This is a genomic window from Williamwhitmania taraxaci, from assembly GCF_900096565.1.
Classification (GTDB): Bacteria; Bacteroidota; Bacteroidia; order Bacteroidales; family Williamwhitmaniaceae; genus Williamwhitmania; species Williamwhitmania taraxaci.
In genome coordinates this window covers 1-21,844 of record NZ_FMYP01000033.1, presented here as the reverse complement: position 1 = coordinate 21,844, position 21,844 = coordinate 1, and the positions used below count along the sequence as shown (strand labels likewise).

The following is a 21,844-nucleotide window of genomic DNA, read 5'->3' as shown; positions in this document are numbered from 1 at the left end:
AATAAATAGTTGTTAAAAAGGTTACCCTCCGTTATCTGGCTTATTTTTGTTCCAGATGTAAAGGGAAATCTTGGAAATACTTTAATAATTAGCATGATGGCAGTAACATATTCGTTGGGCCGTTGCACTACAACAAGAAGATGAATACGCCACGATGGAAGTTGCATGGTTCCTTATTACTTAAAAAATTACTCATGAAATCATCCTGCGAAAAGTTTCTTATCCTTTCCGTAGGCGTTGTTCTCCTGATCACTGCCTGCTCTACTCGAAAAAACACTTTAGTCTCGCGCAACTATCATAATTTAACCGCTTACTACAACTACTATTTCAACGGCAACAAGAGTTACCTGAAAGGCGTTGAGAAGGCAGAGAACACGTATCCCCTAAATTACACCAACCTCTTGCCTGTTTTTACTTTTGGCAATAAGCAAATGGCGGGTTCCCTTGCGGGCGATATGGATCGAGCAGTAAAAAAAGGCTCGGCATTAATTGCTCGTCACTCCTTGACGGTAAAACCTAAACCCAAGAGTGGTATTCTTTCGAAGAAATATCGGGCTTTTTATAACCAAAATGAATTCTGCGCATGGGTTCCCGAAGCCTATCTTTTAATTGGGAAAGCCAGTGTTTACAGCAACGATTTTGACAAAGCCCAGCAAACATTCGATTTTATGTTTACGCAGTACCCAAACAATCCAATACTGTTTGAGGCAAAACTTTGGAACGCTCGTATAGAAGCCCTATTGGGTCGATACGAGCAATCGCAAGAGATGCTGCGCTCTTTGGAAACTGATAAGAAATTGCCAGAAGAGTTAAAACCAGAGTTGAATTTCTCCTTTGCCGATCTTAATATTAAGCGGAAATCATACAGAGAAGCCATTCCATACCTCGAAAAGGCAATGGAATACCGTTGGCATAAATCCAAGAGAATTCGGCTAACCTATCTGCTGGGACAACTCTACGAAAAAGTTGGGCAAATAGAACAGAGCATCTCCTACTTTAAGCGGGTAACTCGCATGAATCCACCATATGAAACCGCCTTTAACGCCCAAATTAAGCTGGCCAACCTATTCCAAGAGGGTCAAAAAGGAAAGGATCTCCGCAAGTTGCTCTACAAAATGGCCAAGGACGACAAGAATATAGAATACCTCGATTTGGTTTACTATGCGCTTAGCAGAATAGATCTGGCTGAGGGAAATAAAAATGCGGCCATTGAAAACTTAACCATCTCAGTAAGCAAAAGTGTTTCCAACGATTTTCAGAAAGGATTATCGAGCACAACGCTCGCCGATCTCTACTTTGAGCGACCAAACTATATAATGGCTCAGGCATACTACGACACTGCCGTTAGCGTTATCGACGAAAATTACCCCGACTATGCTCAGGTAAAACTAAAAGCCGACAATCTAACTGAATTAATCACAAACCTACGTATCGTTAGCCACCAAGATAGCCTTCAACGAGTGGCCTTAATGAGTGAACCCGATCGCAATGCTCTTATTGCGGAACTTATCGTAAGGGTTCAAGAGGAGGAGCAGCAGAAGAGAAAAGAGGAGGAAGAACAACGTTTTAACACCTCGCTATACCAGCAGCAGCAAGCCTCCCAAAACTTAGCAGGACAACAAGGTGGCAAATGGTATTTTTACAACTCGGCAACGCTTGGTGTAGGCCTTTCCGAATTTCAAATGCTTTGGGGAAAACGGAAACTCGAAGATAACTGGCGTCGTAAAAACAAAGGGATTTCTGCGTTAATCGTTACCGAACAAAATGATGAGGTTAAAGAGCAAGCCATAGCCGTTCAGAAGGTTGCCCTATCAAATAAATCGCGAGAGTTTTACCTCTTGGACTTGCCCCTGTCCGACTCTGCAATGAAAGCCTCAATTAGTAAAGTTGAGTCATCGCTAATTAAAGCGGCTGAAGTCTACCAAAATAAAATGAAGGACTACCCTGCCGCCATTAAACTGTATGAGGAATTCGCACAGCGATTCCAGTCTAGCGAAAACTTAGTAGCAGTTTATTTTAACCTCTACCAACTTTCGAAAGCGAACAATGATAATAGTCGGACTACCAAATACCGAGACCTCCTCGTTACCCGATTCCCAAATAGTCCATTTGCAATGGCTATTTCGAACCCTGATTATTTAAATACAATGAAACGGCAGCTGGCGGAAGAGGAAAATGGATACCAAACCATATACACGCTTGTTTCCAACAACCAGTATGCAGAAGCAGAACGATTGCTTACCGCAGCGGTAACCCGTTACCCAAAAAGCAATCTCATGCCAAAGTACGACTTGCTCATGGCTATTTGCAAGGGCGGTCCGGGAAATCTTGGTGACTATAGAAATGCACTTGTTGAGGTATCTAAAAAACACCCCGACACAGAGGAGGGCAAGCAAGCGACAGAGATGGTTGCTGCATTGAACAAGCTGGAACTAAAGCTAACACTGGGTGGTAATACGGAATCGACATCACCAAAAACAGATGCAAGTAAACTCAGCATTACCTATACCGATTCGGATGGAGAGCAGTATTTTATGGTTGTGATCACAAATAAGATGGACCTAAATCGTGTTAAATTCAACTTGGTCTCCTTTAATTTAGATAACTACATCAACGACAATTTAAACATTGCCTCTTCCCAACTAAACCAAAGTTTTAACCAAATAGTAGTAGATGTTTTTCCAAACAAAGCAAAGGCTCTTGATTACTATCAGCGAATAAAGACCCAGCCTGATTTGTTCCTCAATGCGACAGCAGAGGAGTGCACCTTCTTCTTAATATCCAAAGAGAACTACGCACTTTTTGTGGCCGAGAAAAACATCCAGAACTACCTAATCTTCTTTAAGCAATACTACAAATAAAATGGCAACAGGAAAAAATACGATCCTTTGGGTTGACGACGAAATGGACTTGCTCCGACCTCACGCCATTTTTTTGGAAAACAAAGGCTACGCCATTCAGTTTGTATCTAACGGACTCGATGCCGTGGAACTTGTAAAAGAGAATCAGTTCGACCTTATTTTTCTCGACGAAAATATGCCCGGACTGAGCGGGCTAGAAACTCTCGCTCAGATTAAGGAGATTCGACCTCAGATGCCGGTGGTTATGGTAACCAAGAGCGAAGAAGAAGACATAATGGACCAAGCTATTGGCTCCAAAATTGCCGACTACCTAATAAAACCTGTTAACCCGTCCCAGCTCCTCCTAGCCATAAAGAAGCACATCCACAAAACTAAACTCGTTGATGCGCAATCGAGCCAAGATTTCAGAATGGTTTTTGGACAAATTTCTTCAATGCTTACCTCCGCACGTAACTATAAGGACTGGGTTAATATCCTGAAAAAAATGGTAGCATGGGATCTTGAATTAGAAGAAAGTTCCGACCCCGGTATTAAAGAGGTATATGGACTGCTCAAAGAAGAGGTCAACAAAGAATATGTGAAGTGGATCAAGCATAACTATAAGAGTTGGTTCGATAAAACAAATACCGACAAGCCAACGCTATCCAACGATCTACTTAGTAGTAAGGTGTTTCCGCTTGTAGACGCAGGCCAAAAAGTTGTATTTATCCTCATTGATAACTTTCGCTTCGACCAATGGAAAACAATAGCACCCGAACTGCTTCAACTATTCAGGTTGCGCCAAGAAGAAGTTTACTGTAGCATTCTACCCACAGCCACCCAATATGCTCGTAATGCCATATTCTCGGGACTGATGCCCCTTGAGATGCAGAAAAACCATCCAGAGTTATGGGTTTACGACGATGAGGATGAACGAAAGAATCAGTTTGAAGAAGAGTTTTTACATCGCCAGCTTAAGCGACTAGGCAAGAACTACAAGGTCTACTTCGAAAAATTCATCGCCCCAGGTTCGGCAAAGAAACTCTTGGGAAACACTGCCCAGTTTGCAGAGAATGACCTAAGCGTAATTGTCTATAACTTTGTGGACATGCTCTCGCATGCCCGCACCGAAATGGACTTAATTAAAGAGTTGGCCTCAGACGAAGCAGCCTACCGAACCCTTACCCACGGTTGGTTTATTCATTCCGATCTCTACGCCCTACTGAAAGAGTTGGCAGAGTTACCGATCACAGTGGTCATTTCTACCGACCATGGCACCACTCGAGTAACTAACCCAGTGAAAGTAGTGGGCGACAAAAATACCTCGACAAATCTCCGCTACAAACTTGGACGAAGCCTAAACTACGACCCTAAAAGTGTTTTTGAAATACTTAAGCCGGAAGAGGTTCACTTGCCAAAAACCAATATCACCTCTACTTATATCTTTGCCACAAACCGAGACTTTTTTGCCTATCCCAATAACTATAACCACTACTCCAAATACTATAAAAATACGTTTCAACATGGAGGTGTTTCGGTGGAGGAGATGCTCATACCATTTATTGTTCTCGACCCCCAACAAAAATAATCATGGAGCCTATTGTAATTGATAGCATCAACGAGCTACCAATGGTAGCCAAAACACTAATATCTAGCTTTAAAGGCAAACGTCTCTTTGCATTCCAAGGAGCCATGGGCGCAGGCAAAACGACTCTAATTAAGGAGATTTGCAAACAACTCCATGTGATCGATGTGGTTAGCAGCCCTACCTTTGCAATTGTTAATGAATATACCACCACCACTGGCGATTTCGTTTACCACTTTGACTTCTATCGCATTAAAACTATTGAAGAGGCATACGATTTCGGCTACGAAGAGTATTTTTTTGGCAAAGGAATTTGCCTTATTGAATGGCCCGAAGTTATCGAAGAACTAATCCCGGAGGACACCGTAATGATTAAAATAGAGCTTCTTTCCAGTGGATCAAGGAAATTTTCAGTAGAAACATTTTGACCATTACAACGGTATAATTTGCGATAAACTTCGGGGTTTTCATATCTTTATACCCCTCTATACTACTGCCATGAGTCGTTCAGGATCCATCTCTCCATTTTACCAATCAGGTAAGGGATTATTCCCCCAAGAAGAAAAACTTGCGGTAGAACGTAAGCAACGAAGCATTACCATTGGTCTACCTAAGGAATCACGTATAGGGGAAAATAGGCTCTCGCTAACTCCTGAAGCAGTAGAACTGCTAGTTGCCAACGGCCACAATGTACTGGTAGAGAAAGGCGCAGGTATAAAAGTAAACTACCCTGACTTAGCTTTTTCGGAAGTAGGCGCAACCATTTGCACCCCAGCCGAGGCTTACAAAGCCGATATAATTCTCAAGGTTTCGCCCCCCAGTTTAGATGAAATAGAACTTATTCCCGATGGGCGTATGCTCATCTCCTCCTTCCACCAAACGCCTGAAACCGAAAGTATACTGAGGGCACTTCAGTGCAAGAAAATTACCGCCTTAAGTTTTGAACTTATCAAGGATGTCGATGAGTGCTACCCCGTAGTTCGCTCGCTAAGTGCAATTGCGGGAAGCACTTCCATTCTGGTGGCGGCGGAACACCTCTCCAACCTCCATAATGGCAAAGGGGTTATGCTGGGTGGGATCACCGGCATTTCGCCTACCGAGGTTGTGATTATTGGAGCCGATACTGCTGGCGAATATGCCGCAAAGGCAGCCCTTGGCCTTGGTGCAATGGTAAAGATTTTTGACGCTTCGCTAAAAAGGCTAACCGAGATTCAATATCGGATAGGCACTCGTTTATATACAAGCATTTTCCACCCCCAAGTCCTTGAGAAAGCACTTAAATCGGCCGATGTGGTAATTGGCACCCCAGTTCCCGACGAAGATTCATTCGCCCCGCTAATTCCGGAATCCTATATAGAGAAGATGAAAGATGGATCCGTGGTTATTGATCTAACTGTTTCCATGGGTGGATCGTTCGAAACCACCGAATGCAGGCCATTCGATAAACCAAGTTTTGTAAAGCACGGCGTTATTCACGTCTGCATGCCCGACATCACCTCACGGGTGGCCCGAACAGCAAGCATTGCGCTTAGCAACGTTTTTGTACCAATTCTCTTGGATATTGGCCAGTCGGCAGGATCATCTGCTGCCCTTAAAGGAAACAAGGGCCTTCGCAACGGAGTTTATATGTACAATGGTATTTTAACCAACGTGAGAATGGGGCAACTCTACCATATGTCGGCCACAGACATTAACCTACTTATGGCTGCCTTCTAACTCTTATTGTGGCACAAATCGGTAAAGGATATACCCTGAAACTTGACTTGCTATTGGATTCTCAATTACCTGAAAACGCGACATTTTTGCCGAACGCAAGGCACTTGTCCACAAACACTCATCGGCATTACTGCTTTTGCCCTCCACTCTTGCATTCACCACATAACCCTGCTTATTAACTTCAATGATTACCCTTACCTCGCCACCACCCTCGCAAGTGTAGGCTGGGACTGGCAGTCGAAAGGCTTTTCGTCCACCTAAATCATAGTTTACCAGCACCTTCCCAGGACTGGCTACCTTACCTTTCTTTGATCCACTCTCCTGTCCCTTGGGCTCCTGAATAGCATCCTCACCTTCCTCCAACTTGGCAAGGTTTGCTTTTCCTGCCTCTAACTTTTCCTGCAGCGCCCTTGCCTCATCATAGAGTTTATCGGCTTTGGTGTCCCTATCGTCGGAGAGGGGTTGGTTATCGCTTTTCGATTTGTCCGAGATATCCGCACTAGCGTTACGCAAATCGGTCTTGTCAAAAGCGGCAATCTGCCGCTTGAGTTCTGCCATCTCTCTAAGCACTTCTTCCTTAACAATATCAGGATCAATCTGCTCTTTTTCAAACGAGATTAAAATTGGGTTTTTATTTTCCTGACTTATCGTGGTCAACTTCAAACTCAAAAAGAGAATGACAAGGAGTAAGTGAACAATAATGGTACCATATATCCCAACCTTGTGCCGTCGAAAAAAAAGGCCAAGGTTTCTTAGGTTACTTTCTACCGCCCCGCCAAGCGAGGACATCTTTTTGTCTATCCAGTTCATATGTTGATCACAAAAATAGCTTTATCTGGTAAATACTTTACGAAAAAAGACAACCAAATGACCTAGTTTTTTTGACACATAATCAAAATGGCGTATTTTTAGGGATATTTTATAATCGAAATGGGTAAACTCCTATCATTATTCGCATTTATACTCCTTCTGACAGGATCTCTTTCTGCCGATAACGCAAAGGAGGATAGCCTACTATCCTTGGTACCTCGCGCACAAAGCCGAAAAAGAATCGACATTTACCTCGAACTCTCGGCCCTGAAGATTACGAACTCTTCGGCCGACAAAGCCGCAGGGTATGCAAAAACCGCACTCGATATTGCTAATGATATAAACTCGCCCTTGCTCAAGGCAAAGTCATTAGAGGCTTATTCCCTTGCCGCATACTTTCAGGCTCAATACCCACTTTCGATTGAGCTACTTAAAAATGCCTACCAACTATACAAATCGCAAAACAATTCGGTTGGAATGGCAAATAGTCTAAACCGCCTAGGAAATTGCTACGATCGACTTGGCAACTACCTTGAGGCGCTTGCAGCATACCAAAAATCGCTCACAATAGAGCAAGAAATTGGCGACCGGGCCAATGTTGCAAAAGTGATGAACAACTTAGGAATTGTTTATCGAAATCTAAAAGACTATTCCCATGCCCTCACCCTCTTTCAAAAATCGAGGGAGATTGCGATTCAGCTTGAAGATAGTCTTGGAATTACATCTACTCAAAATAATTTAGGGACTATTCTCCTCGATTTAGGCCGCTACGATGAGGCGCTACCAATATTTCTTCATGTATTGGAACTGCATAAGCGGCAAGGAAATAAATACGGCGTTATTAATGCCTACGATAATCTTGGACTGACACACCTACGCTTGGGTAATCTTGAAAAAGCAGTGGCTTACTACTTTCAGGGTGCACAAATGGCACACAACCTGAATGAAAAATACCAAGAGGCACAAGGCCTGAATAACCTCGGCACGGTTTTATCCAAGCAAGGAAAGTTGAGTGAAGCATTAAAATACGCGCAACAAGCCAACACTATTGCAAAGAAACATAGCATCCGCCAAATTGAACTAGAAACGATGCTTACGCTTGCCGAAATAAAACACAAGGAGGGTGCCGACAACAAATCAAGAATCTATCTTCTCCAGTATATTCGACTTAAAGACAGCGTATTCACACAAGGTTTAAGCGAGAAGGCGGCTGAATTCCAAGTTAAATATGATGTAAAGTCACAAAACCAGGCGAATGAAATTCTCAACCAAGAGCTCAACCTTACCCAAATCAAAACTGTAAAATCGGAGGGCGTCATCTTTCTTCTCCTTTTTGGGGCTGCCATTACTACGACCTTGCTCATTATACTGCTTTGGATATACCGTAAGTTGAGAAAAAAAACAAGGAAAATTGCCTCTATGAACGAGGAACTTAACCGTTTTAATCACAATCTCGAGGAGACTATTGAGCGCAGAACGCTAGAACTTAGCCATGCTCTAAACAAAGCCGAAGAATCCGATCGGCTAAAAACGGCATTTCTAACCAACATGAGCCACGAAATTAGGACTCCCCTAAATGGAATTATTGGTTTCTCGAAAATGCTCGAGGATGACCTTCCCCGTGAGATAAGAAAACAATACATGGAAATTATCGATGAGCGTGGTCAGCATTTACTGCAAATCATTAACGATATAATCAACATCGCTAAAATTGAATCGGGACAACTTACAATAAGAAAGAGTACATGCCAAGTCAATAACTTGCTCAATCTCCTTTTGCTGGAATATCAACAAACAATTGCATCTAAAGCCAACGATCAGCTGCACTTGATTACCTCAAAGAGTTTTGCCGATACCGACTCAACTATCATTACCGACGGTACACGGCTGCAAGAAGTAATCGGAAACCTTCTCGACAACGCAATAAAGTTTACCGAAGAGGGAACCATTGAGTTTGGCTATAAACCAATATCAAACGACAAGGAACTGCTGTTTTGGGTAAAGGATACCGGATATGGAGTACCCATCGAAAACCATGCGAGGATTTTCGAACGATTCAACCAGGTGTCGCCACCCCATGGCGAATCGAGTGGTACCGGCCTAGGCCTGGCCATTAGCAAAGGATTGGTAGAGCTGCTCGGTGGCACAATATGGGTGGAAGGCAACAATGGCCGTGGATGCACATTCTTCTTCACCATCCCATTGGTAAAACTTCAACCAAATGGCATAAACCCTGCGGAGCCTCTACTTCCATTACAGCATGTCTTAACAGGAAAAACAATACTCGTTGTTGAAGATGATTTCATCAGCTTCCAGTATCTGGAATCTATTCTACGAGATGTAAATGCAGCCCTTATCCACGTAAAAAATGGGGAGGACGCTGTAGAAGTTTGCCAAATGAACACCAAAATTGATTTGGTACTTATGGATATTCAACTCCCATTTATGGATGGGTGTGAGACTACACGTAAAATAAAGATTTTTAGAAAAAACCTTCCGATCATTGCTCAAACTGCGGATGTAATGCCCGAAGATAAAATTCGTTGCTTCGAATCGGGTTGTGACGATTTTATTGGCAAACCAATTGATCCCGATGAATTAGTGAGCATAATCGCCAAACGAATACTGTAATAAATTTTGCCTTGAAAAGTCTTTATACGCTAATAATCCCCCTTTTAATTGGGGTATTCTTGCTCTCGGCATTTAGCGTATCGGCAGTAGTGCTTCTTCCTTTGGACAAACCTAAAAGAGACTCACTCCATTCCAACATTATTACGATGTTCGATAAAGTAAACATCTTCTTTTATTTAGGCACAAAATCGGCTCCATTTACTATTAAGGATAGTTCAGGAAACAAATTCCAGTTTAGGCCAACCCCTCAAACCCGAATGGGTATAGGTATTGCAACCAAATCGTTTGGTATTAGACTCGGGTTTGTATTACCCACAAATACCGAAAATGAAAGGAAATATGGGAAAACAAATTCCCTCGATTTCCAAACAAACATATTTGCAAAAAAATTCGGGATTGACGTTTACTTCTTGAGTTACCGGGGTTTTTACCTTGATAATCCTAGGTCGCTTATCCCAAATTGGCGAAATACCAGTCCGTTTCCTCAAACCCGTGGTCTTACCCGATCGACCTACGGCGGGAACTTCTTCTATATATTCAACAATAACGATTATTCCCAAAAGGCTGCTTTTCAACAAATCGAATGGCAAAAAATCAGCGCAGGTAGTTTTCTGCTTGGCGCATACTTTAACGCTACAAAGATAGCGGCAGAGGAATCATTCATAAACTTAACCGATTATGGGGTTAATACCTCGCTTAGTCTGGAGAGTGTATACTCTTACACAGGTGGCGTAAGCATTGGTTACTCCCATAACTTCATTATTTACAAACGATTTATACTTAGCCTAACAGCCATGATTGGTGGTGGTTACCTTAATACTGATTACAAATATTTGCCAAATACAAAGCCAAACGAAACCATAAATGGGCTTGGAGGTAAGTTCTCAAGCCGAATGGCTCTAGGATATTCTCGCGAACTAAACTACTTTGGTCTCTTCTACATTACCGATACATACGAAATAAACTTATCCAAAAGCGAAAATGTCAAGTTCTTAATAACCAACTTCTATGTTTACTATGGACGAAGGTTCGATCTAAATCGGATTATGTCAAGACCCAGAAAATCGCTCACCAATTGACAATGCCAATGCAGCCAATATCTACAACACCAGCAAGTTTGCCAATCGGAATCTTTAATGGAACGGTAGTTACCACTGATGGCCTTTACCGCGTTCAACAAATATCAGTAGAAGCGGCTCGCGCTCTCGTTTCCAACCAAGCTATTACCTCCGCCGTTGGTCATCAAGCGGCAGCACATTTAATCTCCGAAATTCTCGGTGTTTTTGTAGCTGAAAATAGAATTCAGTTTATTCAACAACCCGGCCAACTTGCTATTGCTATTAAGCTGAACATACGCCCTCCCGAAGGTGCAGTGCTTTCAAAAGAAGAGATGTTATCCATTGGCTATACCCTCCGCCTTATTGAACGTTTGGAGTAACTACTCCTATATTTATACTATTCCACAACCAACAATTCATCATTACTCGGTTTATCCTCTCGTTAAAAATAGTCCTTAGCCCGGCCAAAAACAATTGCCGTCGGCGAACGCACTTTGCGCGGTTCACCTCTCACATTTTACGCTATCTTTGTCTCCAGAAATTTGATATTTGAATTAGCATGAAACCGTTTACCGAAACTACTATTTTTCACTGGGCTGGCCAACTGATTGGAAACAGTAGCCGGTTTATTTTCAACCTTTCGGCAATAACTATGGTTGGAGTTGCTTATGCTTTTAAGCTTAGCACTTCACCCGTTCTTCTCGGCGTTTTTGGACTTATAAACCCAGTATTCCTTACCATTTGTGTATACCGATTTATACAGGAACTGCCTAAGAACCTAATAACTGGCGGAATTTCGCTAGGACCCTTCTCCGGTAAACGAAGGCGTTGGATGCTCCTTACCGATGTCAGTATTATCATTGCCCTCACGGTGTATATCTTTCTTGGACCGCTCAACTACTTTGTGTTCCGCGCACTACTTATGCTACTCCTCCCCATGATGCTCTTGGTTGGCTTACGGTTCCTTTACATCATATATTTGGTACACCAAAACAACCCAACCCCCGACCAAGAACTTTAAGGGCAATCATTACCATTATTACCACGCATATCCATTTTAACACTTAAAACACCAATAATGGCTTGGTTTTATTTGGCCTTGGCAGGGCTTTTCGAAGTTGCCTTTACCACCTGCCTCAAATTGTCCCATAACTTTTCCAACCTGAAGTGGTCCATTGGCTTTTTTATTAGCATTACACTCAGTTTCCTCCTGCTCAACAAGGCAGTGCAAACCATCCCAATGGGAACCGGCTATGCGGTTTGGACCGGAATTGGCGCTGTTGGCACTACTATTATTGGTATTATGCTCTTTAAGGAACCTTCCGATTTTTGGCGAATTCTCTTCATAATACTTCTCATTGGGTCACTTATAGGATTAAAACTCGTTTCAAAATAATTGATAGAAATCGGTTGGTCGCACCCCGAAACTATTGTCTTCAAAATCAATTGTTTTTTTTCTACCTTTACTCTCGCATTATAGAGCTTATACGTGTTGTCTGGTTTCGGATTTCAGAACACCAATTGCTTTTCTCAAGCATGGCTAAGTTATGGAAACAGCACACCACGTGAACGACTTTAAAGAAACTACTCAACAACCATTTAGTTGGAAATAATAAACCAACTAAAATAAAATAATTACGCATGGCACTTGACCTAGGAAAGTATATTGCTGATCTTCTTCGCGAACATAACCGCGTGTCGCTACCCGGTTTAGGGGCATTTGTAGGCAATTATAAACCGGCAATGCTAAACGAAGAAACCTTAGTTTTATCGCCTCCCTATACGGAAATAAACTTCAGCAAAGATGAAACTTGGAACGACGAACTCCTCGAAAACTTCGTTGCACGGATAGAAGAGCTATCAATAGAGGAGGCCAAGAGATTGGTGGCCGAATCGGTGGCTGAAATCGTAATCGCACTACAAAAAAATGGCAACTTTGCGTTTCCTGGTTTGGGTCAACTCGTAAAGGATGGTTGGAGCATTAATTTTGAAATTGAAGAGGGAATAAATCTCCTTCCCGATGCTTTCGGTCTCGAAAACATAAGCATGCTTATACCGCCCATGCAGTTCGAGAAAAAGCCAATTGAACCCGAGAAGCCAATAGTTGCAAGCACAAAGCCACAACCAACTAAACCAATCGAGACCAAGGCCCCACTCACCAAAAAGCCTGCCCCCGCCTCAAAGCCAAAATCAAAGACCCCTTGGGTTCTCCTTAGTCTATTCGTAGTTATTGCCACTTTAGCTGGATATCTATATTTCGACGGGTTCTTTTTGACAAAAATACCGGTTATTCAAAATGGTGTAGCATCCATTGGCAATGTACTGCCTTCCGATACCTCCATTACCGAAAGTTACGCCGATACGGTGGATATTGATACTACCGAACAAAAGATTGTAGCCCAAGAAATCGATAGCCAAACGGAAAGAAGAAAGGCCCTATACTACGAAGAACCAAAGGCACCAGCTAGTGGAGTTAAAACTTTCTACATTATTGCAGGAAGTTTCAACAAAATGGAAAACGCCGAAAAGTTAAAAGAGATGATGACTAAGGATGGTTACAAACCTGAAATCCTCACGGAAGAGGGACCAGTTTTCCGGGTCTCGATGTATAGCTTCACCAACAGAAACAGAGCATTACAAGAGCTATCCCGACTACGCAACCAGAACAAAGATAGAAATGTGTGGCTTCTTGGTTTGTAAGTCAAAAAAAATCAAAACAGTCAAAAAAAACACCTTAACGCCAAAAGGAATACTTCAAATCTTTACCACAATTCTCGCTTACAACATTTTTTAAGGAGCCAAACATTAAAATCAAAAATATTAGGGGCAGTAGAATTCGTTCTAGTGCCCCATTATATATCACTAAAACGCCCACTTCTTAATATCCAAAAATCATATTTGTCTAGCTATCTGTTACAGATTACAACTACAATCCGTATTCTGGTAACAATTGTTCAAATAATAGGGTTTTCCTGTTAAATATCATCAAATCGCCTACTAGAGCCAATTGAAAAAAGATTATTTTTGTGCCAACAATTCCCCAAAGGAATTCCAAAATATCAAGAGAATACAACCTACATAATTAAGGATATGAAGAACATACTCGTTGTTGGTGCTGGTGGACAAATTGGTTCGGAACTCGTTCCTTACCTTCGGAATATTTATGGCGATAGCCATGTGGTTGCTGCTGACCTTAACTGTGCACCTTGCATGAAGTTAGGCGAAAACGGCCCGCTTGAAAACCTTGACGCCCTCGACGGTAAACAGTATGCCGAAATCGTTAAGAAATATAAGATTGATGCCATCTTCAACCTTGTGGCCCTTCTGTCGGCAACTGGTGAAAAGAACCCACAACTTGCCTGGAAAATCAACATGGGAGCACTTATGAACTCCCTAGAAATTGCCCGCGAAAATGGTGCCGCTCTATTTACCCCAAGCTCAATTGGTGCTTTTGGAAATAACACACCCCACGACGGAACGCCGCAGGACACCATTATGCACCCATCCACCATCTATGGTGTGTGCAAGGTTACCGGCGAATTATTAGGCGACTACTACCACCAGCGCTTTGGCGTTGATGCCCGTAGCGTGCGCTTTCCTGGCATTATCTCGAACGAAACCTTACCTGGCGGAGGAACTACCGACTACGCTGTAGAAGTTTACTACGCAGCCGTTAAGGGGGAGCAATTTACCTGCCCACTTCCAGAGGGAACCTATCTCGATATGATGTACATGCCCGATGCACTAAAGGCCTGCGTTCAGCTTATGGAAGCAGATCCTTCAAAATTAAAGCATCGTAACTCCTTCAACATCTCAGCCATGAGTTTTGAACCTTCCCAAATTTTGGCTGCCATACAAAAACGTATGCCCGAGTTCAAGATGGTTTACAATGTTGACCCAATTAAAAAAGCCATTGCCGAAAGCTGGCCAAACTACATGGACGATACCTGTGCTCGTAACGAGTGGGGTTGGAATCCAACTTGGAACCTCGAGACAATGACCGACGATATGCTTAAGGTAATTGCCGACAAGCACGCCAAAGGGCTACTGAAGTAGATTTGAGAATCACACATAATCAAAGAGAGACCGGTTAATCGCCGGTCTTTTTGCATTTATATCGCAATAGAGGGAACAAGCATACTTAAAATCAACCCCATTTGGAGTTAGAGCATCCAATAAAAGTAAAGGTAAGGCAATATTCTTCAAACAGCATAGCGCAAAGGGAAGTGCGCATCACTTCAAGACAAAATAAGAAATGGCCGCAAGCACTTGCGACCAATTCCCTTACTAGCACCAATCAAAAAACAAATATAAGCAAAATCAACACGCTATGTCGAAAAATTGCTCTTCAATTCTTTTTCAAGAGTATATTTGTTAAACATAACGACTATTTCTATCCCATATTGTTGGGAACAAGAAATATTCAAATCATTAAAACCTATTCAACCAACGATAACGACGAGCGCTATCTCCAATCTTAATTCCTACCATGAGTTCGTGAGTGCCTAAACTGTTGAAGTTCGTAAGCTGGCCAAAACCATAATCGAAGGCGTAACCAATGTAGTAGGATTTATACTTAGCACCAACCATCACAATAGCCGAACCCGATGTCCGATACGACAGACCAGCCCAGTAATCACGCTTGTAGTAACCCTTTACGTTTATATCGGTAGTGTAGCTCAACCGTTCAGTAGTAGTGAATTTCATCGATGGTTCTATCTCAAAATCGTTTCGAAAATCGTAACGATACCCACCAATAAGGTAATAGTGGCGGAGCATACGGTAAGCACTCTCCTTATTTCCAACCCCAAACTGGATACTACTCTGCACGAGGTTTGATACAGAAAACCCAGCATACCATGCACTTGCACTCGAAAGCATTACCCCAAAGTTGGCATCGGGCGAAAAGTCAGCATTCGCTTTCCCTGCCATTACCAATGGATCTTGCTGGTCGGGATAAGGTAACCCACTGGGAGCAACATCGGCTTTAAACTGATAAAAACTTAGCGAAGCACCAAATGACAGCTGATACTGGCGCATATCGAGGTGATAAGCATAGGTACCTTGAACTCCTGTTCGGCTAACGCGCCCATTGACGTCGTTGAACATATACCAGCCAAAACCCACTCTTCCGCTAGGACGACGCTTACGAACTCTATTCTTGATTCGTCGCGAACGGTTCATATAGCTCGTCTTTAGGATACGAGTTTGACCGCTTATGGCAAAAGTTCTTGGCCCTTCGGAGTAGCCTGCCCACTGCTGGCGAGCTGTTAAATTGAAGGCCGTAAATCCTTCGGCTCCAGCTACGGCAGGATTTAGTAAGAATGAGTTCATCATATACTGACTGTAGATAGGCTCCTGCTGACCAAAAACTCGGCCCGTGGAAAGAATCCCCAGCACTACTAAACCAACTCTTATCTTTTTTAAACCCTTCATTGTATCTCTTTCAATTAGTTCCTGCAATTACACGGCAACTAAACATTTATGGTTATCGGATAATGGTTACACTACCTCTGTAGCTGGAAGTTTTACCCTCGAGCGTAACCGTTATAATATAGTGGTATGAGTCCATAGGGAGGTCATTACCATTTCTGTCTCTTCCATTCCAAGCGGCGGCTGCATCGTAGGTTCCGCTATGTGCGAACACCTCTTTACCCCAGCGATTAAATATGCGGATGTTAACCTCCGTGAAATATAGGTATTCCGGAATTTCCCACTTATCGTTCACACCATCACCGTTGGGGGTGAAAACGTAGGGAATCCTCATTTTGCCAGGATCACACTGGTTAATTCTTATGGTGTCGGAGTTTACGCAGCCGTTCTCGTCGGTTACCTTAACCCAAATATCTTGTGTTGGGCCACTGCCCACAGGAAAGTTCGGTGCAATATCTCCGGAACTCCAGAGGTAGGAAGTAAAAGTAGGATTGGAGGCATCCAGCATAAGAGCCTGACCGGCACATAGCGTGGTGTCCGCGCCTAAATAAATATAAGGTAACGAGTATAGCCTTACCTCAGTTGTATCGTATGAACAGCTAAAATCGCTGCTTACTAACCTTACTTGAAGCGTGCCGCTCTGGTTGGTTACAAATGTTTGGTTTGTTGAATTATCCTGCCACAGGAAGTTGGTGTAGTTCGATCCGGGATCGACTGTAACGGAACCATTTTGGCAAAGCTTTAAGAATTCGGGTAAAGCACCCACGGGTATAAAAATATCGGGCGAATTGATGATAATGCTTTGATCGTAAGGAATACCCACGCAACCCCAGGGGGTAGATTCGGTAACCTCAAAGGTGTAAGCCCCACCGGGGAAAGCGTTGTCCCATGTAACCTCTACGGAATCACCATTTGCAAAACTCTGTATGCTGGCAGCGGGTACAGTGAATGTACCGGGTCCCGAAATGGTCCACTGAAAAGTGGAGACTCCATTCAACCCTTTGACTCCGTATTTTACTTTAGTGCCTACGCAGGCGCCGGGCAGGTCTTGCCCAGCGCTGTGCGTTGCACTTAGTATCAGAGTCACAAATAACGCTATCAGGTAAAAGTTACGCACAGGATAGTGTGTTGGTTTGTGAAACTATTAGATTAACAACTCCTTGCAAACGTAATACTAGTAAGCAAAAATATTGCTGATGTGGTAAACTGGTCCAGTAACTGGAGATGGGTTAACAATATACTCAACTGTTGTTGACCCTGCAGTAAAAGGATAAGTTGTGATTTGAGTTAAAGTTGGAACACCATTAGCAGCAACATAATCAGATTTCTGAGAAATACCAGAAACGATACCGTCTGCAGTTGTACCAGGAAGATTGCTAGCTTTAGAAATGGTGAAGGTGTACTTTGTTCTTTTGTTAGCAAGAACATTTAGAGGGCCAGTGCTAATAACCTCAAAACCTGATGTAGCTTTATACTTAGCCGTTGTTGTACGATCGGCGAGAGTAGAAAGTACGATAGAAGGAACATCCTCCACGTCAGCAACGTCAATATTAACAATTCTCTTCTGTACAAAGTATGCATAGGAAGCTAATGTTGCAGCAGGAACACCTGCCTCTGTGAAAGCAACAGAAAGATTCTCAGCAGCAGTATTTCCACAGATGTGAGCATGAGTTCCAGTAGCAGTAGGAGCATCAACTAGCCAAGGAGCAACAAGACCACCCGTCATAGCTGCAGTAGGAACACCGGTAACTTGCACATTAAAGTTTATACCGAGATCGCTACATCCACCAAAGGCAGCAGGCGCAATTTCCTTAACGTTAATAGCGTAAGGTCCTCCAAGAGTAACCCCAGTAATCTGAACATAGTTAAGATTTGCTGGTACTTGGGAAAGAGTTACCTTACCAAGATCTGCAGGTGCAACAGTAAAAGTCCAAGTAAAACCAACAGTTAAATTAGCAGTAGGAGTCGTTACACCAGCAGCCCAACTTGGATGATAAATTGGATCCGGTGTAGCATATACTGGCACAGCCTTACCAAGAGTAACATAGGTAAGATCTCCTTGAACAGCAATTGCAGAGAAATCTGCCTTTAATTGAGCCATTGAGGCTGCGCTTAGCATCATTGCACCAGCAAGTAGCAGTGCGGAATAAGTAAACTTTTTCATAGCGTGTTTAATTAAGGTGATTAATGTTTAAAAGTCTTTATTTTCTAGTTTCGAAGTAGCCACATTGTGTTTGGCTAGGTTCATAAACGACGAAGTTTCGTTTTCGTTCCGAGTGTTACACGAGAATCGTCATTATCTTGACCAAACCGCCATTTCTACTGACAAAAAAACAATATCGAGATTTGGTTGGCGTTATAGTGTTGTAACCTTCAAGTAACAACCTCCAATGCTAAAAAGAACGTGAACTTTGTTACTGCAAACATATCAATTGTAATGCCAAATACCACACATACCTAATAACGAACCACTTACAGTTGTATTATCGAAATTTATTCTTGCAATTGTCCGATTGTGGGCAGTAATTAAGTCCGAAAACATTTTAATGTATTGTCAGCATCTCAATATGCCAATTTTAGGGGAAAGATGGTTGTGAATCACCTAATCGCTTGGAGTTGTAACCCTACCACTAGAGCCCTTTCCCACCACCTCTGTTCGCCAAGCCTCCATTTTAATTAAAGTTCCAGCGCTATTGAATGCCTTTTCAATCCACAGGGTGTTATTGTCTCTATAAAGATATTCGAAACGAGAAGTTTTGTTGTCTGCACGGTCAAGTGATATTACACCAATGAGTTTACCGCTCTTATCGTAAGAAGATGTAACTTTTTCGAAAGAACTTGGTTGCCCAAAAATCGTTTTCTCAACTTCTTCCGAAATAATTCTTCCAACCGAATCGTAGGTAGGTATCCGCTTAAGGAGGATTATTGAGTCGGCCGGTAACCCTTTTTTAACTTTTACCTTTCTTAAAATCTCAGTTCCTTTGCTATCATAAGTATAGCGAATTTGATATGCACCTTTCCCGTTCTTGAATTTAGCATCAATTTGACCAACTTGAGCAAGGTTCAAATAAGTAAAACGCTCAATTACCGTTTCAAGTCCCCTAGGAGCCTTAAATGTCAGAAAGTGCAGTTTGATTTGCCTGCCTAGTTCGTAGGAGAAACTATCAGTTTTTACCAATTCATCCTTTAAATAAGTCTGCCTAACGACTAAATTATCGCCGGTATAAGTATTCCACTTAAAGCCAAGAATAGTCATGGTTGTGTCATAATCAATCTCTGTATGGCATCTTCCTAAAGAATCCAGTAGAAATTGCTTTTCAAGATAGGATTTACCTGTTGTAACCCCATCAACGATCTCATAAATGGACTGAATTCTCTGGCTATGCACATTTTGAGGTGGTCTGGTCTGGGAATATCCTAGATATCCCAGAAGCACAAGGAATACGGTTAAATATAAAACTTTCATGTCCAACTATTTTTTTTCGGGACAGTAAATCCGAATCATATTTCGTGCAGGCTCATATCCTAACTCCAGCGCCTTTTTAAAGTCATCACATCCAGAGTTCTCCTCCTTAAGATTAAACTTTGAGACCGCACGATTGTAGAATGCCTCGGCATATTTTGTATTCAACTTAATGGCTTGGTTGTAGTCGGCAATGGCAGCCCTGTGTTGGTTGAGTATCCCGTATGAGATACCACGGTTGAAGTAGGCGTCGGCGTTGGTAGGATCGAGCGCAATCCCCTTGGTAAAGGCTGCGATGCTGCCCTTGTAGTCCTTGCTCAGCGCCTTGGCGGTACCTAAGCTAAGAACAGCTTTGGTGTAATCGGGCTTAAGGGTTGTGGCCTTAGTAAGATCGGCAATGGAGTTTTTAAACTCACCCCTTTGGAGGGCTATCATGCCACGGGTATAAAGGGCAGGTGTGTACTTACCATCCAGAGCAAGTGCACGGTTGAGTGCCTTTAATGCATCAGGTACCTTTTGGCTGTTTATTTGGGCAAGGCCAAGGTAGTACCAAGCCTCCACATCATTCGATTTCATTTCGGTAGCCTTGGCCAGATCGGCCTCACCACCCTTAAAATCTTTTAACTTTACACGGAAGATACCGCGCTTTTTAAAGGCATCAGCGTTGGCAGCACCGCTCTCAATGAGCTTGCTGTAGGCCGAGATAGCCTTGTTGAAATCGTTAAGAGCCTCCACCGAAGCACCCATTTTGTAGAAGGCGTCCTTATTGGTTCCGTCGAGTTGGGCGCTCTTCACATAGTCCTCAATGGCCTCGTCGAACTTTAGTAATCCGGCCTTAGCAACGCCACGGGTATAGTAGGCTTTGGCTAGGGAGTCGTTGAGCGAAATAGCCTTATCCAGCGAAAGGATAGCCGGCTCCCACTGCTCCATGTTTTTCTGGGAGATTCCCTTATGTAGAAACGGATTGGCCACCGTGCTGTCGAGGGCAATAGCCTTATCGAAGTAAGTAATGGCAGTGCTATCCACACCCGTATTCTGTAAAATAAAACCCTTCAGGTCGAGATACTCCGGCTTAGTAGAAAGCATTAAAGCGAAATCTACCTTGCTCATAGCCGTCTCATAATTAGCAGAGTCGGCAAAAACCTTCGCCTTTTGATAGGCGTTTTCGGCGACACGAGGCTTGGCAATAAAAAACGCCACTAATAGCACTAGCAGCGCAACACCAATGTAGAGGAAAGATTTTTTCATGCGTCTAGAATTACTTATAAGAACAACGTCAATCAATAGAGACACGCAGTATAGCGCAAAATTCGATCTTTTGTTTCAAAATTATATGCTAAAATACAAAAAGTATAGGAAGAAACTAACGTTTGGAAACTAAACCCATAGATTTTGCAGTTAGTCACCTCCAATAATCTTCCGCAGGCGATTTAGCCATAATGGCAAAGGGCATCAAATGTTCCATGCGAGGAGCTGAACGGTGAAATAGAGTTCGGTGGATTCGGAACAATCTCGCCTTCCATTCTTAAAAAAGAGTACCGCACCTACGGCGCTCAAAAAGGATCACGAGATCAGTTTTTTTACCATAATGTGGTGCCTACGGCACCGTTCTGCAAATACTTTAAGATGGGAGTAGCACTGATTGTAACCACGAAAACATGTACGGTTGCCGAATTTACCACAGCAACATACCGCCAAAACCCCACCGGCTCGTAGGAGGCACACGTTGGTAGAAACAAAAATACAAAACCCGATTTGCGCCCCGTAGGTGGCGCCACAGCTACCACAACAGGCAAGCGGAAAAGTCAATACCCAAATGTCGTAAGGTTCAGCCTTTGATCAGCCTATAACAAATTCAATATCAACTGACTCTGTAGGAGCCAAGCGTTGGCAAATGGGCTTGGCGCTGAAGAGCGGAGAGCGGAGGCGTTTCCTTGGGGTAAACAAAAAAATCCCGGCCTCTTTCGAGACCGGGATTGAAGAACGGCGGCGACCTACTCTCCCACCTTTCGGCAGTACCATTGGCGCTGGCGGGCTTAACGGCCCTGTTCGGAATGGGAAGGGGTGGAACCCCGCCGCCATAGCCACCGTAAGCGGTTGCGGATGCTTAATCCGTATAATTTTGACGTTCTTTCGCAGAGCAGGCGGCGCAGGTGCCGCGGAAGTCGTTCGGGGTATTAGTACTGCTCGGCTTTGCTGTTACCAGCTTTACACCTACAGCCTATCAACGTCGTAGTCTCCAACGCCCCTCAAGGGAGGCCTCATCTTAGGGGGGGCTTCGCGCTTAGATGCTTTCAGCGCTTATCCC

General features: G+C 43.1%; 17 protein-coding genes and 2 rRNA genes. 11 read left to right on the top strand and 8 right to left on the bottom strand.

Annotated features, from left to right (window positions below; translation table 11 throughout):
- Positions 1 to 194 precede the first annotated feature (194 nt).
- From porW to BLS65_RS09805, 4 genes are all read left to right on the top strand, one after another.
- Positions 195 to 2,861 carry a type IX secretion system periplasmic lipoprotein PorW/SprE gene (gene porW, locus BLS65_RS09820; protein WP_170830066.1) on the top strand — a complete coding sequence of 889 codons (2,667 nt, stop codon included), beginning with the start codon at positions 195 to 197 and terminating at the stop codon, positions 2,859 to 2,861.
- A 1-nt stretch (position 2,862) separates the two neighbouring features.
- Positions 2,863 to 4,428: a T9SS response regulator signal transducer PorX gene (gene porX, locus BLS65_RS09815; protein WP_092438450.1), complete on the top strand. Its 1,566-nt coding sequence runs from the start codon at positions 2,863 to 2,865 to the stop codon at positions 4,426 to 4,428.
- A 2-nt stretch (positions 4,429 to 4,430) separates the two neighbouring features.
- Positions 4,431 to 4,853: a tRNA (adenosine(37)-N6)-threonylcarbamoyltransferase complex ATPase subunit type 1 TsaE gene (tsaE, locus tag BLS65_RS09810; RefSeq protein WP_092438448.1), complete on the top strand. Its 423-nt coding sequence runs from the start codon at positions 4,431 to 4,433 to the stop codon at positions 4,851 to 4,853.
- A gap of 70 nt (positions 4,854 to 4,923) precedes the next feature.
- Positions 4,924 to 6,141, top strand: a complete 1,218-nt coding sequence (locus tag BLS65_RS09805; protein WP_092438446.1) for an alanine dehydrogenase — start codon at positions 4,924 to 4,926, stop codon at positions 6,139 to 6,141.
- A 3-nt stretch (positions 6,142 to 6,144) separates the two neighbouring features.
- Here BLS65_RS09805 and BLS65_RS09800 read toward each other — a convergent pair whose 3' ends face one another.
- Positions 6,145 to 6,951 (bottom strand): energy transducer TonB, encoded by an 807-nt coding sequence (locus BLS65_RS09800; RefSeq protein WP_125869824.1) that lies wholly within the window; start codon positions 6,949 to 6,951, stop codon positions 6,145 to 6,147.
- A gap of 120 nt (positions 6,952 to 7,071) precedes the next feature.
- On the opposite strand from BLS65_RS09800, the gene BLS65_RS09795 reads away from it, so the two are divergent.
- From BLS65_RS09795 to BLS65_RS09765, 7 genes are all read left to right on the top strand, one after another.
- Complete coding sequence (locus tag BLS65_RS09795) at positions 7,072 to 9,582, top strand: tetratricopeptide repeat protein (RefSeq protein ID WP_092438442.1); 2,511 nt, start codon at positions 7,072 to 7,074, stop codon at positions 9,580 to 9,582.
- Positions 9,583 to 9,593: 11 nt separating this feature from the next.
- Positions 9,594 to 10,661, top strand: coding sequence for a DUF4421 family protein (locus tag BLS65_RS09790; protein ID WP_092438440.1), 1,068 nt, complete (start codon positions 9,594 to 9,596; stop codon positions 10,659 to 10,661).
- Positions 10,662 to 10,669: 8 nt separating this feature from the next.
- Complete coding sequence (locus BLS65_RS09785; RefSeq protein ID WP_092438492.1) at positions 10,670 to 11,020, top strand: STIV orfB116 family protein; 351 nt, start codon at positions 10,670 to 10,672, stop codon at positions 11,018 to 11,020.
- Between the two features lie 179 nt (positions 11,021 to 11,199).
- The gene (locus BLS65_RS09780; RefSeq protein WP_092438438.1) at positions 11,200 to 11,661 is read left to right on the top strand and encodes a hypothetical protein; all 462 of its coding nucleotides are present in this window, start codon (positions 11,200 to 11,202) and stop codon (positions 11,659 to 11,661) included.
- A 57-nt stretch (positions 11,662 to 11,718) separates the two neighbouring features.
- Complete coding sequence (locus BLS65_RS09775; protein WP_092438436.1) at positions 11,719 to 12,036, top strand: DMT family transporter; 318 nt, start codon at positions 11,719 to 11,721, stop codon at positions 12,034 to 12,036.
- A 245-nt stretch (positions 12,037 to 12,281) separates the two neighbouring features.
- Positions 12,282 to 13,340 (top strand): HU domain-containing protein, encoded by a 1,059-nt coding sequence (locus BLS65_RS09770; RefSeq protein ID WP_092438434.1) that lies wholly within the window; start codon positions 12,282 to 12,284, stop codon positions 13,338 to 13,340.
- Between the two features lie 390 nt (positions 13,341 to 13,730).
- A complete protein-coding gene (locus tag BLS65_RS09765) occupies positions 13,731 to 14,696 on the top strand; it encodes an NAD-dependent epimerase/dehydratase family protein (protein ID WP_092438490.1) in 966 nt (321 codons plus the stop codon).
- Positions 14,697 to 15,071: 375 nt separating this feature from the next.
- On the opposite strand, the gene BLS65_RS09760 is transcribed toward BLS65_RS09765, so the two are convergent.
- The 7 genes from BLS65_RS09760 to BLS65_RS09725 all read right to left on the bottom strand — a co-directional run.
- Complete coding sequence (locus BLS65_RS09760; RefSeq protein WP_092438431.1) at positions 15,072 to 16,076, bottom strand: PorP/SprF family type IX secretion system membrane protein; 1,005 nt, start codon at positions 16,074 to 16,076, stop codon at positions 15,072 to 15,074.
- A gap of 52 nt (positions 16,077 to 16,128) precedes the next feature.
- Positions 16,129 to 17,160, bottom strand: coding sequence for a T9SS type B sorting domain-containing protein (locus BLS65_RS09755; RefSeq protein WP_092438429.1), 1,032 nt, complete (start codon positions 17,158 to 17,160; stop codon positions 16,129 to 16,131).
- A gap of 87 nt (positions 17,161 to 17,247) precedes the next feature.
- Positions 17,248 to 18,237, bottom strand: coding sequence for a hypothetical protein (locus BLS65_RS09750; protein WP_092438427.1), 990 nt, complete (start codon positions 18,235 to 18,237; stop codon positions 17,248 to 17,250).
- A gap of 438 nt (positions 18,238 to 18,675) precedes the next feature.
- The gene (locus BLS65_RS09745; RefSeq protein ID WP_092438425.1) at positions 18,676 to 19,539 is read right to left on the bottom strand and encodes a hypothetical protein; all 864 of its coding nucleotides are present in this window, start codon (positions 19,537 to 19,539) and stop codon (positions 18,676 to 18,678) included.
- Positions 19,540 to 19,545: 6 nt separating this feature from the next.
- Positions 19,546 to 20,784: a tetratricopeptide repeat protein gene (locus BLS65_RS09740; RefSeq protein ID WP_092438423.1), complete on the bottom strand. Its 1,239-nt coding sequence runs from the start codon at positions 20,782 to 20,784 to the stop codon at positions 19,546 to 19,548.
- A 733-nt stretch (positions 20,785 to 21,517) separates the two neighbouring features.
- Positions 21,518 to 21,628: ribosomal RNA gene (gene rrf / locus BLS65_RS09730) — 5S ribosomal RNA — on the bottom strand.
- A 64-nt stretch (positions 21,629 to 21,692) separates the two neighbouring features.
- A 23S ribosomal RNA gene (locus BLS65_RS09725) occupies positions 21,693 to 21,844 on the bottom strand; the annotation flags it as partial.

Excerpts from the sequence above, each read along its gene's own strand:
- porW (WP_170830066.1), top strand. The coding sequence starts at position 195 with ATGAAATCATCCTGCGAAAAGTTTCTTATCCTTTCCGTAGGCGTTGTT.
- porX (WP_092438450.1), top strand. The coding sequence starts at position 2,863 with ATGGCAACAGGAAAAAATACGATCCTTTGGGTTGACGACGAAATGGAC.
- tsaE (WP_092438448.1), top strand. The coding sequence starts at position 4,431 with ATGGAGCCTATTGTAATTGATAGCATCAACGAGCTACCAATGGTAGCC.
- BLS65_RS09805 (WP_092438446.1), top strand. The coding sequence starts at position 4,924 with ATGAGTCGTTCAGGATCCATCTCTCCATTTTACCAATCAGGTAAGGGA.
- BLS65_RS09800 (WP_125869824.1), bottom strand. The coding sequence starts at position 6,951 with ATGAACTGGATAGACAAAAAGATGTCCTCGCTTGGCGGGGCGGTAGAA.
- BLS65_RS09795 (WP_092438442.1), top strand. The coding sequence starts at position 7,072 with ATGGGTAAACTCCTATCATTATTCGCATTTATACTCCTTCTGACAGGA.
- BLS65_RS09785 (WP_092438492.1), top strand. The coding sequence starts at position 10,670 with ATGCAGCCAATATCTACAACACCAGCAAGTTTGCCAATCGGAATCTTT.
- BLS65_RS09780 (WP_092438438.1), top strand. The coding sequence starts at position 11,200 with ATGAAACCGTTTACCGAAACTACTATTTTTCACTGGGCTGGCCAACTG.
- BLS65_RS09775 (WP_092438436.1), top strand. The coding sequence starts at position 11,719 with ATGGCTTGGTTTTATTTGGCCTTGGCAGGGCTTTTCGAAGTTGCCTTT.
- BLS65_RS09770 (WP_092438434.1), top strand. The coding sequence starts at position 12,282 with ATGGCACTTGACCTAGGAAAGTATATTGCTGATCTTCTTCGCGAACAT.
- BLS65_RS09765 (WP_092438490.1), top strand. The coding sequence starts at position 13,731 with ATGAAGAACATACTCGTTGTTGGTGCTGGTGGACAAATTGGTTCGGAA.
- BLS65_RS09760 (WP_092438431.1), bottom strand. The coding sequence starts at position 16,076 with ATGAAGGGTTTAAAAAAGATAAGAGTTGGTTTAGTAGTGCTGGGGATT.
- BLS65_RS09750 (WP_092438427.1), bottom strand. The coding sequence starts at position 18,237 with ATGAAAAAGTTTACTTATTCCGCACTGCTACTTGCTGGTGCAATGATG.
- BLS65_RS09745 (WP_092438425.1), bottom strand. The coding sequence starts at position 19,539 with ATGAAAGTTTTATATTTAACCGTATTCCTTGTGCTTCTGGGATATCTA.
- BLS65_RS09740 (WP_092438423.1), bottom strand. The coding sequence starts at position 20,784 with ATGAAAAAATCTTTCCTCTACATTGGTGTTGCGCTGCTAGTGCTATTA.